Raw genomic sequence first — 16,952 nt, 5'->3', positions numbered from 1 at the left:
GGGAAGAAATGTCAGTAACTGTAAGTAAACGCAAAAAATATGTTCGCCCAATGACGGCTACTTGGTGGCAAAAACTGGACTTCTATAAAGCCTATATGCTACGTGAAGCAACCTCAATCTTTGCCGTATGGTTCTGTATTGTGCTACTTTATGGCGTACTCTGCCTTGCTAGTAATCCTATCCCTGGACACGGTATTTTTAGCTTTATTGAGTTTTTAAGAAACCCTATTGTGGTGATCTTAAACATTATTACGCTTGTCGCAACGCTTTACCATACCGTCACCTATTTCTTAATGACACCAAAAGTGATGAACATCATCGTCAAAAATGAGCGTTTACCACATCATGTCATCAGAAATGCGCTTTGGGCAGTCACTGCGCTTATCAGCGTGGTTGCATTAGTTTTAGCTTATATCTAAGGGAGAGAAGAAATGGTTGATAAAAATCCAAAACGCTCCGGTGAACCACCGGTATGGTTGCTTTTCGGTGCTGGTGGTACAGTAAGCGCAATTTTCTTTCCGGTGGTGATTTTAATCTTAGGTTTATTACTCCCCTTTGGTTTAATTGATCCGGCAAACCTCGTCACTTTTGCCTATTCTTGGATCGGTAAACTTGTGATTCTCGTGCTAACCATTTTCCCAATGTGGTGCGGTTTACACCGAATTCACCATGGCATGCACGATCTTAAAATCCATGTACCGGCGGGTGGCTTTATCTTCTATGGTTTAGCAACCATTTATACCATTTGGGTATTATTTGCGGTAATTGGTTTATAAGAGAATCAAATATAAAAAATAGCGAGTTTTCTACACTCGCTATTTTTTTATCTACTATAAAATTAATATTCACACATTTCCGAATCAGCAAAAAAATAGGCTATTTCACGATTTGCACTTTCTATGCTATCCGAGCCGTGAACAGAATTTTCACGCTGACTTAAGGCAAAATCCTTACGAATCGTTCCTTCTTCTGCATTTTCCGGATTTGTCGCACCAATCAAAGTGCGGTAATTTTTCACGGCATTTTCTTTTTCTAATACTGAAACCACAACCGGTGCGGACATCATATACTCCACTAATGAGTCAAAAAATACCTTGCCTTGATGTTCGGCATAAAAACCTTCCGCTTGCTCTCTCGTTAAATGTACCATTTTGGTTGCAACAATTTTAAACCCATTTTGTTCAAAGCGAGCCAAAATAGCCCCAATAAGATGACGTCTCACCGCATCAGGCTTAATAATGGAAAGTGTTCTTTCTGTCATATTCGTCCTCACTTTTCTGATTTTGACAATAATAAATTCGCTAATGTTTGAACCCCAATACCTGTCGCACCAACCGCCCATAAATCACTTGCGGATTTACGATAAGTTGCAGAGCAATCAATATGCAACCAATTCTGCCGGTAATTCTTCACAAAATAGGAGAGAAAGGCTGTCGCTGTACTTGCCCCAGCACCAACCGGCACTGTACCAATATTGGCAATATCCGCAAATGAAGAGCTAATTTGTGAACGATGGAACTCCTCAAATGGTAAACGCCAAAATGGCTCATTTTCGGCCTTAGCCGATTGGAAAAGCGCTGTCGCAAGTTCATCATCCATTGTGAGCAGCGAATGGTAGTCATTACCTACCGCCACTTTAGCCGCACCGGTTAAGGTAGCACAATCAATAATAAAGTCAGGATGTTGATTATCCGCTTCAATTAATCCTTCTGCCAACACTAAACGACCTTCTGCATCGGTATTTAAAATCTCCGCTGTCACACCATTTTTATAGGTAATAATATCGCCTAATTTAAAGGCATTGCTGCTCACTAAATTTTCTGCGCAACATAAGTAGAGTTTCACTCGCTGCTTTAATCCTCTAGCAATAGCTAATCCTAAAGCGCCAGTTAATAATGCTGCTCCCCCCATATCAGTACGCATTGTACTCATTCCATCACTTGGCTTAATACTATACCCGCCACTATCAAAAGTAATTCCCTTACCAACCAAGCAAGCTAATACAGGAGCATTTGGATCCATGGTCGGATTAAAATCTAACTTCAACATTGCCGGCGGATTTGACGAACCTTTTCCTACAGTCCAAATTCCATGATAGCCTTGCGTTTCCAATTCCTTTCCAGAAATAATCTGAAAACTGACCGCACTTTTCTCCGAATAATTTTCTGCTTGAGCTGTAATAAACTCTGCTGCTCGCTCAGCTAGTTTAATAGGTGTTAAACTTTGTGCCGGTTCATTAATCACCTCTCGGACAAAATCGCCGCATTCAACACGGGCTAATAATTCATCTTGTAAATCATGCTCTAAATGTGGAAACTCAATGGCATAATCCTGTTTTGCTGTATAAAACCCTTGATAAAATGCCCAACAAAAATCTAAATTCCAGTCATCACCAACTAATTCCACATCTTTTATGCCCTGCCCACGTAACTTACGCGCAGCACGTTGCACCAAAGTGAGGTCATTTTTCTCATTATTTTTTAGGTGAATAATCGCTTCTTCGTCATTAAAACTTACTATCGCATTTTTACCCCAACAATCCGCTGCCGGACGGTTAGAAAGAATAATCTCCATTTTTTAACTCTCCTTATAAAAGAAAAACCGGTTAGCGAACTATACCAGTTTTTATATAAGAAGATAATCTTAAATATACTTATTTTATCAGCGAGATACTTAGCTTATTTTCTATTGTGGTATTTTCCTAATTGAAATTGCTTCAGATACCACTCTACTGTTTTTCTTAATCCTGATTCAAAAGTTTCTTGTGGTTTCCACCCTAATTCATGACTAATTTTTCTTGTATCAATGGCATAACGAACATCATGTCCGGGGCGATCTTTGACATAAGTAATTAAGTCTTCGTATTTTTCCACACCTTTCGGTTTATTTGGTGCTAATTCTTCCAACAAAGTACAAATAGCGTAAACTACCTCAATATTTGTTTTCTCATTACGTCCGCCGACATTATAAGTTTCACCAATTTTTCCTTTTGTCATAATTTTATAAAGTGCCTTGGCATGATCCTCTACAAATAACCAATCTCTAATTTGCTGACCATTACCATACACAGGAAGAGGCTTTCCTGATAGGGCGTTTATAACCATGAGTGGAATAAGTTTTTCAGGATATTGGTATGGTCCGTAATTATTAGAACTATGTGCAATAATAACAGGTAAACCGTAGGTTCTATACCATGCATTGACTAAGTGATCACTTGCTGCTTTTGAGGCAGAATAAGGGCTACTCGGGTTATAAGGGGACGTTTCAGTAAACAGTGCTTCTTTATTTGCCAAATCACCATAGACCTCATCGGTGGAAACGTGAAGAAAACGAAATGTCTGTTTTTTCTCATCACTTAAGCTACTCCAGTATATTCGGGTAACCTCAAGTAAGGTATAAGTGCCAACAATATTGGTTTCAATAAAGGCAGAAGGTCCATCAATAGATCGATCAACATGACTTTCTGCCGCCAAATGCATTACCACATCAGGTTGATGTTGTTCAAATACACGAGTGAGTTCTTTTGCATTACAAATATCGACCAGCTCAAAAACATAACGTGAATTTTTTTCTATCAATTTAAGAGATTCTAGATTGGCTGCATAGGTTAATTTATCTACATTAATAACACTATCTGACGTATTTTCAATGATATAGAGAGTGACATTAGAAGCAATAAAACCTGCCCCACCAGTGAGAAGGATTTTTTTCATTTAATAAGCTCCATTTCTATTTATAACAACTTTTATAGTTTTAAATAGAATCACAATATCATTCCATAACGACCAGTTTTTAGCATACCAAGTATCAAAATAAACCCGAGTTTAATAATCTACATTATTTCGCCCACTGACTTGCCAAAGCCCTGTCATACCTGGTTTTGCCATTAAATAATAATCTATATCATCTTGATAATACGCAAGCTCATCTTTCACAATTGGGCGGGGACCAACTAAGCTCATTTCTCCCTTTAACACATTCCATAGTTGTGGTAGTTCGTCTAAACTCGTTTCTCTAAGGAATCTGCCTATATGTGTAATTCTTGGATCATTTTTCAGTTTAAAATCCTTTTCCCACTCTTTTTGGGCTATAGGATCATGTTCTAATAAATTTTTTAGTATTTCAGAGGAATTGGGTTTCATTGTCCTAAATTTAAGACATTCAAAAGTTTTTTTAAATTGTCCGATACGGGTATGTCGGTAAATAGCTACGCTTCCATCTTTTTTAACTAAAAAATATAAAATCAAGAATATTGGAGAAAGTATAATAATTAAAAATATGGAGCCGATAATATCAAAAGCCCTCTTAAGTAATTTAGAGGAACGTTTAGCAAGATTATTATTAACCCGGAATAAAACCATTTCATGACTAAATAAAAAGGCCATATCGGTTCCATAGAGAGGAATACCTCTAAGCTCCGGAATTACAGAAATTGAACGACAACCTTTACTAATTAGAAAACGCAACCAAAAATCTTGTTTTTCTTTATTTTCCTCATCCATCGCAAGAATAAATTGAGTAAACTTAGGATCAACAATTTTTAGTAACAATTCAGGATTATGTCTAGCAATAGGAACACCTAGAATTTTCTTAGCGCCTATACTATCATCAGTAGATACAAATAAATGGATATTCAGCCCTAAGAATTTTTCTTCATTCAATGCTTGAAAAACATCTTCTGCGTTTTTCCCACTGCCTATAATTACGCTATCTTTGATATAAATACCAGTTTTAATAAGAATTATTTTAACCAATATTCTAATTGAGGGAAACAAAAGAAAGATGGCTCCCCAAACGCTTAACCAAAATGTTCGAGAAATATATAGCTTAGAAAGAGCCATAATTGAAAGTTCAATAATAAAAAAAATAGATAGAGTTTGAAGAATCTCTTTTAGCTCAAACCAAAATGGTTTTCGATAGGTATAATGTCTTAATTTTATCAAAAACCAAATTATACAAGACAATGAAACCAAGAAGTGAATAAGTAAATAATTAGTTTTTTCCTCTACCGGTATATAATTCTCAGGATTGGACGAGACAGAAAATAAAATAAAATGCGAAAAAAATAATGCTACTACCAAAGAGAAAAAATCTACTGAAATTAGAATTAATTTACTGATGTTATTTTTATGCATAATAAATCCATTATCTATTCACAAATTTTCTTATGATTAATTGAGTAGCTTTAGAGAAAAGGTTTTCACCTTCTAAGTTCACAACCGATATTTCTTTTATTCTCAACTTATGATGATATACCCAAACATTAAAAAGCCTTTCAGCAATAAAACCAAAAACTCTTTTTTGATAATCATCATAATTCGTTATATCAATTTTTTCTTCTAACTTAAATAATATGTCAAATAACCAAGTGCAGTATTTATCAAAATCTATTTTTTTCATTATAAACATATTGTAAAGATGCAATGATTTACCTGACATAATCTTTTCAAAACTCTCGATATATGCAGGATAATCTTTTGAAATAATCTCTTTTGTTATATTAAGATCACGAATATGGTGAGCATGCTTATAATGAGAATAAATTGATTCAATAAAATAGTTTCTTTTTTTAGGCAAAATACAATCATATTCTTTAAGTAGGGCAACGATATTTTCTTCCGAAAGAATAGCTTTTCCTCTAAGTTTCTCACCAACACCTGTAAAATAACGGCGGTAATGTACTAATCCCATATATTCAACATCTTTAAAAAAATGATTTTTCCAAGCCCAATATAAACCTGTCAGCTCACAAAACGAGCTATTTTTCCCTGAAATATGTTTCCCCGTATCATCACTTAAAAAAGCCTGTGAAAATTGACCGCTCTTTTTCCCAACCCATAAAGGTCGATAAATATTCGAGTGAGGAAACTCATAGCTTTTATGTGTGATAACTAAAATAGAAACTTTGCTCATTTTACTTTAAGTATTTTTTATGATGGGTAAAATCTTGAATTAAACCATGATACATTGCCCGCCATGCAAAAATCAGCCGAGAAAAACTTGGTTTTGTAAATATATAAAACCAACTCGTTTTTAGGATAAAAGCCATTACATAGAATGTACCGTGATACTGTGAAAAAATTGCAATCGAATTACGTAAAAAACAATACTGTTTTAAATCTGAATATGTATTATTAAAACGAAATCTACCAAAAAACATTGGAGCTGATTGAGAACTATCAACAGGATGATAGAAAATAGCATCAAGGACCGTCAAAATTTTTGCAGAAAATTTATCTGCTCTTAATGTATATTCTCTTTCATCACCCCAAATAAAATAATCTTTACAGACTAATCCCATTTTTTTAATAAGCCTTGATGAAATTAACGTACCATTAAAAGGTAAAACTGTATGAGGAATGATATTTTCTTTCTTTAAAGAAGCAGAAATATCCTCATAGGTATCAAATACTTGCAACGAATTTGGTAGACGCATTGCAAAACTCAATTTATTTTTTGTTTGACTATCAAGCACCATTGGCCCAATGTAGCAACTTTCTGAACAATAAGGCATCAATTTTTCTAAGCAATTTTCGGAAGGAACCCCATCATCATCCATCAACCAAATATAATCAAAATTTTGTTCTGTTGCATATTTAATACCTTCGTAAAATCCACCTGCACCTCCACTATTTTCAGGTAATGAAATAAATGTGAAAAACGCATCATTAACCCATTTATTCTCGTACAGAAAATCAGCTGTGCCATCCGTACTGGCGTTATCAATAACAACAATATGGTTTACAGGATAAGTTTGTTGTTTAATGGCATTTAAACAATTAAGTAAAAGTGCTTTTCGATTAAAAGTCACAACCACGGCACAAATAGTCGGTTTATTTAACATATTTGATATCAACATTTATACAAAAACCATACATAGCTTACACAATGTATGGTTTAAAACTAAGGACTAACAATTTAAAAAATTATACATCCATATTAACGTAAAACGGCTGCAATTCTTGACCGCTTACAAGAGCTGCCTTGACATTGTCGGCCGTTTCAAGTGCTTCTTTAATCGTCACATCCATATCTAAATAGCGATAAGTTCCTAAACGCCCAACAAAGGTTACTTGCGTTTCTTTATTTGCTTTTTCAACATATTGCTGAAGTAACGCCTTATCCTTCACTAAACGAATCGGGTAGTAAGGTATATCATCTTCACCACATAAACGGCTAAACTCACGGTAACAAATAGTTTTTTCATGATGTTCCCAAGGTGCAAAATGTTTATGTTCTGAAATACGGGTATAAGGCACCTCTTCATCACCGTAATTTATTACTGCATTCCCTTGAAAATCACCTTCATCTCGAAAAGCTTCAAAATCTAAAGTACGATAGCCTAAACGACCGAGCTCAAAACCAAAATAAGCATCAAGTGGACCAGACCAGAAAATATGATCAAATTCCGCTTTCATTGATTCTGTAAATGCTGTATTTAAACGTACTTCAATATTTTCATGATTTAAAATATTTTCCACAATGACTGTATAACCGTCTTTTGGCATACCTTGGAATTTGTGGGCGAAGTAGTTATCGTCATAGTTAAAACGCACAGGTAAGCGCTTTAAAATACTTGCTGGTAATTCCTTTGGTTCTACTCCCCATTGTTTTTTTGTGTAGCCATAGAAAAATGCTTTATACAAATCTTTACCCACAAAACGCATAGCCTGTTCTTCAAAGGTTTGTGGATCGGCAATTGACATATCTGCTTGACTTTCAATTAACGCTTTCGCTTCTTTTGGTGAACAAGTTTTTCCAAAAAATTGGTTAATGGTATGCAGATTAATTGGTAATGAATACACCTCTCCTTGACTAATTGTCTTTACACGATTCACAAATGGCATCCATTCGCCAAATTGATTAATGTAATCCCATACACGTTCATTATCCGTGTGAAAAATATGTGGCCCATAAATATGTACCATCACATTGGTCTCTGCATCACGTTCAGAGTGACAGTTACCTGCCACATGAGAACGTTGATCGATAACGGTTACTTTATAGCCTTGTTCAGCTAATTCTCGAGCAATAACGGCATTAGAAAAACCAGCGCCGACTAAAAGGAATGTTTTCATACGTTTTACCTTAATTACTGATCTTGTTTAAATTGTTTTTTCCAGAATTCTGGACTAGTTAATTCATCATAAGAGTTTTGGTATTCTTTTTTCAAATGGTTGTAATTTTTCACTAATTTATAAATTGCTTTTAGGTATCTAAAAGCATAATTAAAAAATTTTCCCTTATCATGTTCTAAAATAAAGCCCTTATTCGTTGGGAAATGGATATATAACACTTTTTTATAACGATAAACCTCTCTTAAACTACCACCAAATCCTTTAGGTTGCGAAACAATTCCTTTTTTAAAAAACATACTTGGTAACAGATTACCGTTTAATGTTGCCCAACGAAATAATCGTTTTAATCTACTTTCATGAGGATTTCCAAAAACTGCTTGGGTTGATATATCATATGGAACATCTATTGTTTTTTCATTATGCACAATTCTTAAAATTTCTTTACGCCTTTCCGCCATATCCGCATTATTACGCCAGAAATCACAACCTTTCGTAGCATCTTCAATAGCATAAATAGAAGCAAGAGCTGTTTCATAATGATAGGTAAGAAGATTTTTTAATATCATTCTCGCCGTTATATTTAGTAAACTTAGCATTCCTTTATCGGAAAAATGATGGAAATGTTGCATAATCTGGTGACGATTGTCTAAATATGCTGTCAATGGACTGTGTTTTAATGCAAAATCTCCCTGCCATGAAGAAATACCATTTAAAGTAATAATATTAAATTTATGGGTAAGACCAAAGCCAATATCATCACCACGAACAAAAAATGGAAATGCGTAATGTTTAACTTTTGAAAGTGGGAATGCAAAATACCACCACCCCGCAAAATCAATATGTTCTTCTTGTTCATTAAACAGTAACTGATCAACATATCTTAAGTCTAAATTTGGTTTAATAGGCGTCAATAACCCATCAAACTTCGCCCCATTTTCATATTGCCGATACATTTCCTCTTCACGTAACATTGCCCCACCAATAGCCAACTCAGGATCTTTAGCATACTCTAATAAGCGAACAGTCCTCTTTATACCTTCAACTTCACAAGAGGCATCATCATCCATAAATAAACAATGAGTGAACACACCTTGATCTTTTAATTCCATTAACCCCCTAGAAAAACCACCTGAACCACCTAAATTTTCATTTGGAATGATATGAACATTTTCTACTTGTGGTAAGTTCTGGCTATTATCAACAACGTATAAAGCAATATTATCTTTAAATTCCTCTGTATTTAATAGTTCATTCTTAAGACGTTCCAAAGCAGGTAGTACATATTGCTGACGATTAAAATGCGTAATAACAATGCCTAATAAAACATTATTTACAACCGGGGTAGTGGTGATATAACTAAACTGATGAATTTCCGATTGAGATAAAGCAATCAATTCAAATGCAAGCATACCATCTTCAAGCTCCTGCCAAAACTCTAGTGAAACAGATACCTCAGATAAGTTTTCAGTCTCTAAATAAACTTCTTTTAAAATCTTCTTACTAAAGTGTAAGCGGTTTAAAAACCACACAATTTTAATTTTTCCCTTAAATTTTATAGAAAAATTCAAATCATTAATGTTTGCATGGCGTTTCCATTTACCAACGCTAAGGCTATTAAAATAAGTATCTGTATTGATATATCCTGATTTACCTAGAGAGAAAAATGCCTTTCCTATATTTAAATCAGCAAACTGATTATATCTAAAATAAAGTTCTGTTTCAGTACATAAAGATACCTGTGGGTACACAACATTCTGTATAGAATTCATATTATTTCCTTTTGATTTTAATAAAAAATTTAATTTTTCAAAATTTATCTTAGGTAAACCTCTAGAAAAAACATTCCAATAAGATAGTTTTAATATTCGTCAAAATAACATTTAGACATTCTAATTATAACAATACAAAAATAAATAAATTATGAGTAAGATACTATCTTTCTTAATTAATAAATTAAATAACTCTAAATACAATATAAAAAACAAAACATCTTATCTAAACAAGACATTTCTCTCCTCCTAAAAATCCCTATAGGATAAAAAAGAAGAAAAATTAGAGTGTAATAATAAAATCATGCCACTATTCATAATATAGATTGATTCATTAAAGCTTTACCTTTTATTTTTAGATTTTTAGTATCTCACTATTATTTAAATCTTATAACTGTAAATAATATCTTTAGCTCTTCCTATTGTTTTTACTATTCCCTTATCAATCCAAATCACATTCTGACAAAGTTCTCTCACTTGTTCGATTGAATGCGAAACAAAGAGCAATGTCGTTCCACCAGCAAGCATTTCTTCCATTCGTTTTTTACATTTCTCTTGGAAAGCTGCATCTCCTACAGCTAGAACTTCATCAACAATGAGTATTTCAGGTTTAACAATAGTCGCTACGGCAAAACCTAAACGAGCCGCCATACCTGATGAGAAATTTTTAATCGGAACATCAACAAAATCTTGTAGCTCTGCAAAATCAATGATTTCATCAAAATGCTGCTCCATAAAAGTTTTTTTATGACCGAGTAATGCACCATTGAGATAGATGTTTTCTCTCGCAGTAAGCTCACCATCAAAGCCCGCCCCCAATTCAATTAATGGCGCAATGTTGCCATGAACTTCTACAGTTCCTTTATAGGGTTTTAATATGCCACAAATAAGTTTGAGCAAAGTCGATTTGCCTGAACCATTGGTGCCAATAAGTCCCCAAGATTCTCCTCTTTTTACTTCAAAATTAATATCCTTCAATGCCAAAAATTCTTGGAACATTAATTCCCCTTTTAGCATTTTAATCACATATTCTTTTAAGCCATTATAATTTTCAGTTGCCTTATTAAAGCGAACAGTGGCATTAGTGACTTTAATTACTGTTTCATTTTTCATTAGATATACAAAATAAATTCATCTTGTTTTTTATTAAAATACCAAGCACCTAAAATTAATACAATAAATGCTGTCGTAAACCCAATTAAAACGCTATCAACTTGTGGAAATCTAGCATGCAAAACAATATCTCTAAACTGTTCAATATAACCATACATTGGATTTGCATTTTGGTAGAGAGAACGGTATTCTTCAGGAATAATGGAAGCAGGGTAGAATAAGGGAGTTAAATACATCCACATAGAAATAAACACTCCCCAAAGATATTGAATATCTCTAAAGAAAACTGTAATTGCCGCAAGCCATAGCCCTACACCTAAACTAAAAATAAAGACTTCGAGAATAATAATAGGGAAAAATAACAGATTCCAAGAAAATTCTGCATTAGTAAAAATCATTACCAATAATAAAGCACCTATTGAAAACAATAGATTAACTAATGAACTTCCTACTTTTGAAACGGTGAAAATATATTTAGGCACATATGTTTTTTTGATTAAAGAAGCATTTCCTGTAATAGACCCAACAGACATATTTGTTGCTTCAGTCATAAAATTAAATAAAAATTGTCCCGAAATCATATAGAGAGGGAAATTAGGAATATCAAATCTAAATAAATTAGAAAAAATGAAAACAAGCACCATCATTAACATCAATGGATTTAAAATACTCCAAAGATAACCAAGATAACTACGTCTATACTTGAGTTTCACATCACGAATAATCAGTTGTTTCAGTAATTCATCAAAAGCGAAAAAACGTTCAAACTTACTAAACAGTTTCGTTAGCATATTTTATCCTTATCACTAATTGGGGCGTGATTATACACTAGCAACACAATTTAACAATATACATATAAAAAGTGCGGTCAAAATCAACCGCACTTTCTTTGCTCAATATACAGTTTTCTAGCTAAAATTACGCATAATACATCTCAAACTCCACAGGATGTGGGGTCATATTTAAGCGTTCTACTTCTTTGCGTTTAATGCTGATGAAAGCGTCCACAAACTCTTTACTGAATACATTACCGTGAGTTAAGAATTCGTAGTCTTTCTCCAAAGCATTCAAAGCTTCTTCAAGTGAGCTTGCTACAGCAGGAATGTCTTTAAGTTCTTCCGGTGGTAAATCGTAAAGGTTTTTATCCATCGCATCACCCGGGTGGATTTTATTCACGATACCGTCTAACCCCGCCATTAATAAAGCGGCAAATGCAAGATATGGGTTTGCCATTGGATCAGGGAAACGGGCTTCAATACGAATCGCTTTCGGGCTTGTCACTGCAGGAATACGGATTGAGGCTGAACGGTTACTTGCTGAATAAGCCAATAATACCGGCGCTTCATAACCCGGTACTAAGCGTTTATAAGAGTTGGTACTTGGATTTGTAAACGCATTTAATGCCTTAGCATGTTTAATGATGCCGCCAATATAGTAAAGTGCGGTTTCAGAAAGCCCGGCATATTTATCACCTTGGAAGATATTTTTTCCGTCTTTGCTTAATGACATATTACAGTGCATACCCGAACCATTGTCGCCAGTGATTGGTTTCGGCATAAAGCACGCAGTTTTACCATGTTCAAGTGCGACATTTTGCACGACATATTTATAGATTTGAGTCTCATCTGCTTTTAACGTTAAGCTATTAAATTTCGTTGCAATTTCGTTTTGACCTGCTGTCGCGACTTCGTGGTGATGTGCTTCGATCACTAAACCAAGTTCTTCCAAAATTAAACACATTTCAGAGCGAATATCATGTGCACTATCAATAGGAGCAACGGCACAATACCCACCTTTTTTCAGAGGGCGATAAGCATTATTCCCCCCCTCATATTTTTTGTTGGTATTCCAAGCCGCTTCCACATCATCAACGGAAAAAGATGCGCGGTTCATCGACACATCAAAACGCACATCATCAAATAAGAAGAATTCAGGTTCAGGACCAAAGAATGCTTGATCGGCAATACCGGTAGAACGCATATAATTTTCAGCACGAATCGCAATAGAACGAGGATCGCGATCATAACTTTGCATCGTGGTCGGTTCATACACGCTACAACGAAGAGAAAGAGTCGGGATTTGCGCAAATGGGTCAACAACGGCAGTTTCAGCCATTGGCATTAAAAGCATATCGGCTTTATTGATGGTTTTCCAACCTTCTACGGATGAACCATCGAACATTTTACCGTCTTCAAACATATCTTCATCCACAAGATTAACCGGAATAGATACACCGTGTTCCTTGCCTTTAATATCAGTAAACCGAAGAAGCACAAATTTAATATCATTTTCTTCAATCAGTTTAAATACATTAGCGATGGCATTTGCGTTTGACATAGGTCGTTCCTCTATTATTTATTTTGCTAGGTAAGGATTATTAAAAAATAGCCCGCATTATAGCTTAATCTCTACTGCTTTTCATTGGATTTATTTTTATTATTTAACATAGCGGGCAATATAAAAGTCATGTATAATCCCCGCCCTTTCGTGCTCAAAATAAGGGCTATTTATCACAAAATCGTGTGAATGGTCTTCAACCCACGCATGAAAACAACAAACCCTTTAATTCGTGCGTGAAACATCGTTTCACACACCTTACATAACCTACTCAGAATAAGCAATGACAAACAAAATTGATATTAATAAACTGCGCAATATTGCGATTATCGCGCACGTTGACCATGGTAAAACTACGCTTGTAGATAAACTTCTTCAACAATCCGGTACTTTTGAAGCAACACGTGGCGACATAGATGAACGAGTCATGGATTCTAATGATCTCGAAAAAGAGCGTGGTATTACGATCCTTGCCAAAAACACGGCGATTAATTGGAATGACTACCGTATTAACATTGTCGATACACCGGGACATGCTGACTTTGGTGGTGAAGTAGAACGCGTGCTTTCAATGGTTGACTCAGTTCTTTTAGTGGTCGATGCTTTTGATGGTCCGATGCCGCAAACCCGTTTCGTTACTCAAAAAGCTTTCGCTCACGGACTCAAACCTATTGTCGTCATCAACAAAGTTGACCGTCCGGGTGCACGCCCTGATTGGGTTGTGGATCAAGTCTTTGATTTATTTGTCAATCTTGGTGCAACGGATGAACAGCTAGACTTTCCGATCATTTATGCCTCTGCGTTAAATGGTGTTGCAGGTTTAGAACATGAAGAATTGGCAGAAGATATGACACCATTATTTGAAGCCATTGTTAAACATGTTGAACCACCGAAAGTGGAATTAGATGCGCCGTTCCAAATGCAAATTTCCCAATTAGACTACAATAGCTATGTTGGGGTCATTGGCATTGGTCGCATTAAACGTGGTTCAATTAAACCAAATCAACCGGTCACTATCATTAATAGCGAAGGGAAAACCCGTCAAGGGCGTGTTGGTCAAGTGCTTGGGCATCTGGGTTTACAACGTTATGAAGAAGAAATGGCCTATGCCGGCGATATCGTGGCAATTACCGGTTTAGGCGAACTCAATATTTCCGATACCATCTGCGATATCAATGCCGTTGAAGCCTTACCTTCATTAACGGTTGACGAACCAACTGTGACGATGTTCTTCTGTGTGAATACATCTCCATTTGCCGGTCAAGAAGGAAAATATGTCACTTCACGTCAAATTCTTGAACGTTTAAATAAAGAATTGGTTCACAACGTAGCGTTACGTGTGGAAGAAACCCCAAACCCGGATGAGTTCCGTGTATCCGGTCGAGGCGAATTACATCTTTCCGTATTGATTGAAAATATGCGCCGTGAAGGCTATGAACTTGCCGTTTCCCGTCCAAAAGTTATCTATCGTGAAATTGATGGCAAAAAACAAGAACCTTATGAGCAAGTGACCATTGATGTGGAAGAACAGCACCAAGGTTCTGTGATGGAAGCCTTAGGTATCCGTAAAGGTGAAGTGCGTGATATGTTGCCGGATGGTAAAGGGCGTGTTCGTTTAGAATATATTATTCCAAGTCGTGGCTTAATCGGCTTCCGTGGCGAATTTATGACCATGACTTCCGGTACCGGTTTGCTTTACTCCAGTTTCAGCCATTATGATGACATCAAAGGCGGCGAAATCGGTCAACGTAAAAATGGTGTGTTAATTTCTAACGCAACAGGTAAAGCTCTCGCTTACGCATTGTTTGGTTTGCAAGAACGAGGCAAATTAATGATCGATGCCAACGTGGAAGTCTATGAAGGTCAGATTATTGGTATCCATAGCCGTTCAAACGATTTAACCGTTAACTGCTTACAAGGTAAAAAACTCACCAATATGCGTGCTTCAGGTAAAGATGACGCCATTGTCCTCACCACACCGGTGAAATTTAGCCTTGAACAAGCCATTGAATTTATTGATGACGATGAATTAGTGGAAGTGACACCGGAATCGATCCGTGTTCGCAAAAAACTTTTGACGGAAAACGATCGTAAACGGGCAAATCGTACCACAACCAGTACAAGCACCCACTAAACAAAAAATGGAATCAGTGATGATTCCATTTTTACATTGAAAGTGCGGTCAATTTCTACCGCACTTTTTCTGTTGTTCGGTATGATGTAGCAGTCACACAAAGCTGTTTTTGGGGTAGATAGGGACACACTGCGTGTGTCCAAATTTTAACCTATTGAAATGATTTGGCTTTATAACAGACACACGCAGTGTGTCCCTACATTTCGTTAATCCCTATTTTGTGTATTTTCCCATAATCATTAAAAATATGACGTTTTTCACCGCACTTTTTCCTATTGATGATAGTTTTCTAAGAAACGCCCTAATTTGGTAATCGCCTCTTCCAACTGGTTCACATAAGGTAAGGTGACAATGCGGAAGTGATCCGGTGAATGCCAGTTAAATCCTTTACCATGCACAAGCAACACTTTTTCTTGGCGAAGTAAATCCAGCACCATTTTTTCATCACTGTGAATATTAAATTTTTTCACATCAATTTTCGGGAACATATAAAGCGCTCCCATAGGTTTCACGCAGCTAATACCGGGAATTTGTGTTATCAATTCATAAGCTTTATTACGTTGCTCCAATAGACGTCCGCCCGGCAAAATAAACTCATTAATACTTTGATAACCGCCCAGTGCTGTTTGAATCGCATGCTGCATTGGTACATTGGCACACAAACGCATTGAGGCAAGCATATCCAATCCCTCAATATAACCTTGTGCATGATTTTTCGGGCCATTTAGAATCATCCAGCCTTGGCGGAAACCGGCGACACGGTAAGATTTTGACAAGCCGTTAAACGTCACTGTTAATAAATCCGGTGCTAATGCCGCAATGTGATGATGAACCGCATTATCGTATAAAATTTTATCGTAAATTTCGTCCGCAAAAATAATCAGATTATGTTGGCGAGCCACTTCCACGATTTCGTCCAACAAGGCTTTGCTATACACCGCTCCCGTTGGGTTATTTGGGTTGATAATCACGATAGCTTTGGTTTTCGCATTAATTTTAGCCTTAATATCATCTACTGCGGGAAACCAATTGGCATCTTCGTCACACAGATAATGCACGGCTTTGCCACCGGAAAGCGTCACTGCCGCCGTCCATAATGGATAATCCGGCATAGGAACCAACACTTCATCTCCATCATTTAATAAGGCTTGCATTGCCATCGTAATCAACTCAGACACGCCGTTGCCAATATAGACATCGTTCACTGTTGAGCCTTGAATACCCTTTGATTGATAATATTGCACAATAGCCTTACGGGCTGAATACAAGCCTTTTGAATCGCAATAGCCTTGCGCAGAAGGCAAATTACGCAAGACATCTACCAAAATTTCATCCGGCGCTTCAAAACCGAATGGGGCAGGATTACCAATATTTAATTTTAAAATTTTATTGCCCTCTTCTTCCAAACGGAGCGCTTCTTTATGTACAGGGCCACGAATATCATAACAAACGTGTTCCAATTTATCGGACTTAGGGAATAATCGCATATCAATTCCTTTTATTTTTGTGATAAGTGCGGTT

At 36.0% G+C, this 16,952-nt stretch carries 14 protein-coding genes and 1 pseudogene; 3 read left to right on the top strand and 12 right to left on the bottom strand.

Features of this window, described 5'->3' with window-relative positions; all coding sequences use genetic code 11:
- Nucleotides 1–8: 8 nt before the first annotated feature.
- Together frdC and frdD are read left to right on the top strand one after the other, a co-directional pair.
- Nucleotides 9–419 (top strand): fumarate reductase subunit FrdC, encoded by a 411-nt coding sequence (frdC, locus tag E4T92_RS08195; RefSeq protein ID WP_077542118.1) that lies wholly within the window; start codon nucleotides 9–11, stop codon nucleotides 417–419.
- A 12-nt stretch (nucleotides 420–431) separates the two neighbouring features.
- Entirely contained in the window at nucleotides 432–776 is a 345-nt protein-coding gene (gene frdD, locus E4T92_RS08190; RefSeq protein ID WP_077427157.1) for a fumarate reductase subunit FrdD, read from the top strand.
- Between the two features lie 62 nt (nucleotides 777–838).
- On the opposite strand, the gene ndk is transcribed toward frdD, so the two are convergent.
- The 11 genes and pseudogenes from ndk to glnA all read right to left on the bottom strand — a co-directional run bounded on the left by ndk (nucleotide 839) and on the right by glnA (nucleotide 13,297).
- Nucleotides 839–1,261, bottom strand: a complete 423-nt coding sequence (gene ndk / locus E4T92_RS08185; protein WP_135094218.1) for a nucleoside-diphosphate kinase — start codon at nucleotides 1,259–1,261, stop codon at nucleotides 839–841.
- 8 nt (nucleotides 1,262–1,269) lie between these two features.
- The gene (pepB, locus tag E4T92_RS08180; RefSeq protein ID WP_135094217.1) at nucleotides 1,270–2,574 is read right to left on the bottom strand and encodes an aminopeptidase PepB; all 1,305 of its coding nucleotides are present in this window, start codon (nucleotides 2,572–2,574) and stop codon (nucleotides 1,270–1,272) included.
- A gap of 104 nt (nucleotides 2,575–2,678) precedes the next feature.
- The gene (gene rfbB / locus E4T92_RS08175) at nucleotides 2,679–3,713 is read right to left on the bottom strand and encodes a dTDP-glucose 4,6-dehydratase (RefSeq protein ID WP_135094216.1); all 1,035 of its coding nucleotides are present in this window, start codon (nucleotides 3,711–3,713) and stop codon (nucleotides 2,679–2,681) included.
- A pseudogene (wbaP, locus tag E4T92_RS08170) lies at nucleotides 3,714–5,135 on the bottom strand (undecaprenyl-phosphate galactose phosphotransferase WbaP). It abuts the gene before it with no gap.
- A 10-nt stretch (nucleotides 5,136–5,145) separates the two neighbouring features.
- Nucleotides 5,146–5,913 carry a DUF4422 domain-containing protein gene (locus E4T92_RS08165; RefSeq protein WP_135094215.1) on the bottom strand — a complete coding sequence of 256 codons (768 nt, stop codon included), beginning with the start codon at nucleotides 5,911–5,913 and terminating at the stop codon, nucleotides 5,146–5,148.
- A 1-nt stretch (nucleotide 5,914) separates the two neighbouring features.
- On the bottom strand, nucleotides 5,915–6,844 hold the full coding sequence (locus E4T92_RS08160; protein WP_135094214.1) for a glycosyltransferase family 2 protein: 930 nt from the start codon (nucleotides 6,842–6,844) through the stop codon (nucleotides 5,915–5,917).
- 82 nt (nucleotides 6,845–6,926) lie between these two features.
- Nucleotides 6,927–8,078 carry a UDP-galactopyranose mutase gene (gene glf, locus E4T92_RS08155; RefSeq protein WP_135094213.1) on the bottom strand — a complete coding sequence of 384 codons (1,152 nt, stop codon included), beginning with the start codon at nucleotides 8,076–8,078 and terminating at the stop codon, nucleotides 6,927–6,929.
- Nucleotides 8,079–8,092: 14 nt separating this feature from the next.
- Nucleotides 8,093–9,847, bottom strand: coding sequence for a glycosyltransferase (locus E4T92_RS08150; RefSeq protein ID WP_135094212.1), 1,755 nt, complete (start codon nucleotides 9,845–9,847; stop codon nucleotides 8,093–8,095).
- Nucleotides 9,848–10,228: 381 nt separating this feature from the next.
- Nucleotides 10,229–10,960: an ABC transporter ATP-binding protein gene (locus tag E4T92_RS08145; protein WP_077542108.1), complete on the bottom strand. Its 732-nt coding sequence runs from the start codon at nucleotides 10,958–10,960 to the stop codon at nucleotides 10,229–10,231.
- On the bottom strand, nucleotides 10,960–11,751 hold the full coding sequence (locus E4T92_RS08140; RefSeq protein ID WP_077542107.1) for an ABC transporter permease: 792 nt from the start codon (nucleotides 11,749–11,751) through the stop codon (nucleotides 10,960–10,962). The genes E4T92_RS08145 and E4T92_RS08140 overlap by 1 nt, the downstream gene beginning before the upstream one ends.
- Before the next feature lie 127 nt (nucleotides 11,752–11,878).
- Nucleotides 11,879–13,297, bottom strand: coding sequence for a glutamate--ammonia ligase (glnA, locus tag E4T92_RS08135; protein WP_135094211.1), 1,419 nt, complete (start codon nucleotides 13,295–13,297; stop codon nucleotides 11,879–11,881).
- A 283-nt stretch (nucleotides 13,298–13,580) separates the two neighbouring features.
- On the opposite strand from glnA, the gene typA reads away from it, so the two are divergent.
- On the top strand, nucleotides 13,581–15,431 hold the full coding sequence (gene typA, locus E4T92_RS08130) for a translational GTPase TypA (RefSeq protein WP_135094210.1): 1,851 nt from the start codon (nucleotides 13,581–13,583) through the stop codon (nucleotides 15,429–15,431).
- Between the two features lie 272 nt (nucleotides 15,432–15,703).
- Here the strand turns inward: typA and E4T92_RS08125 are convergent, their stop codons facing one another.
- Complete coding sequence (locus tag E4T92_RS08125) at nucleotides 15,704–16,918, bottom strand: pyridoxal phosphate-dependent aminotransferase (RefSeq protein ID WP_077542105.1); 1,215 nt, start codon at nucleotides 16,916–16,918, stop codon at nucleotides 15,704–15,706.
- Nucleotides 16,919–16,952 lie beyond the last annotated feature (34 nt).

The organism is Pasteurella sp. WM03 (genome assembly GCF_004570945.1).
Classification (GTDB): Bacteria; Pseudomonadota; Gammaproteobacteria; order Enterobacterales; family Pasteurellaceae; genus Rodentibacter.
The sequence above is the reverse complement of the archived record's forward strand: the minus strand, read 5'-3'. Positions and strand labels throughout refer to the sequence as shown.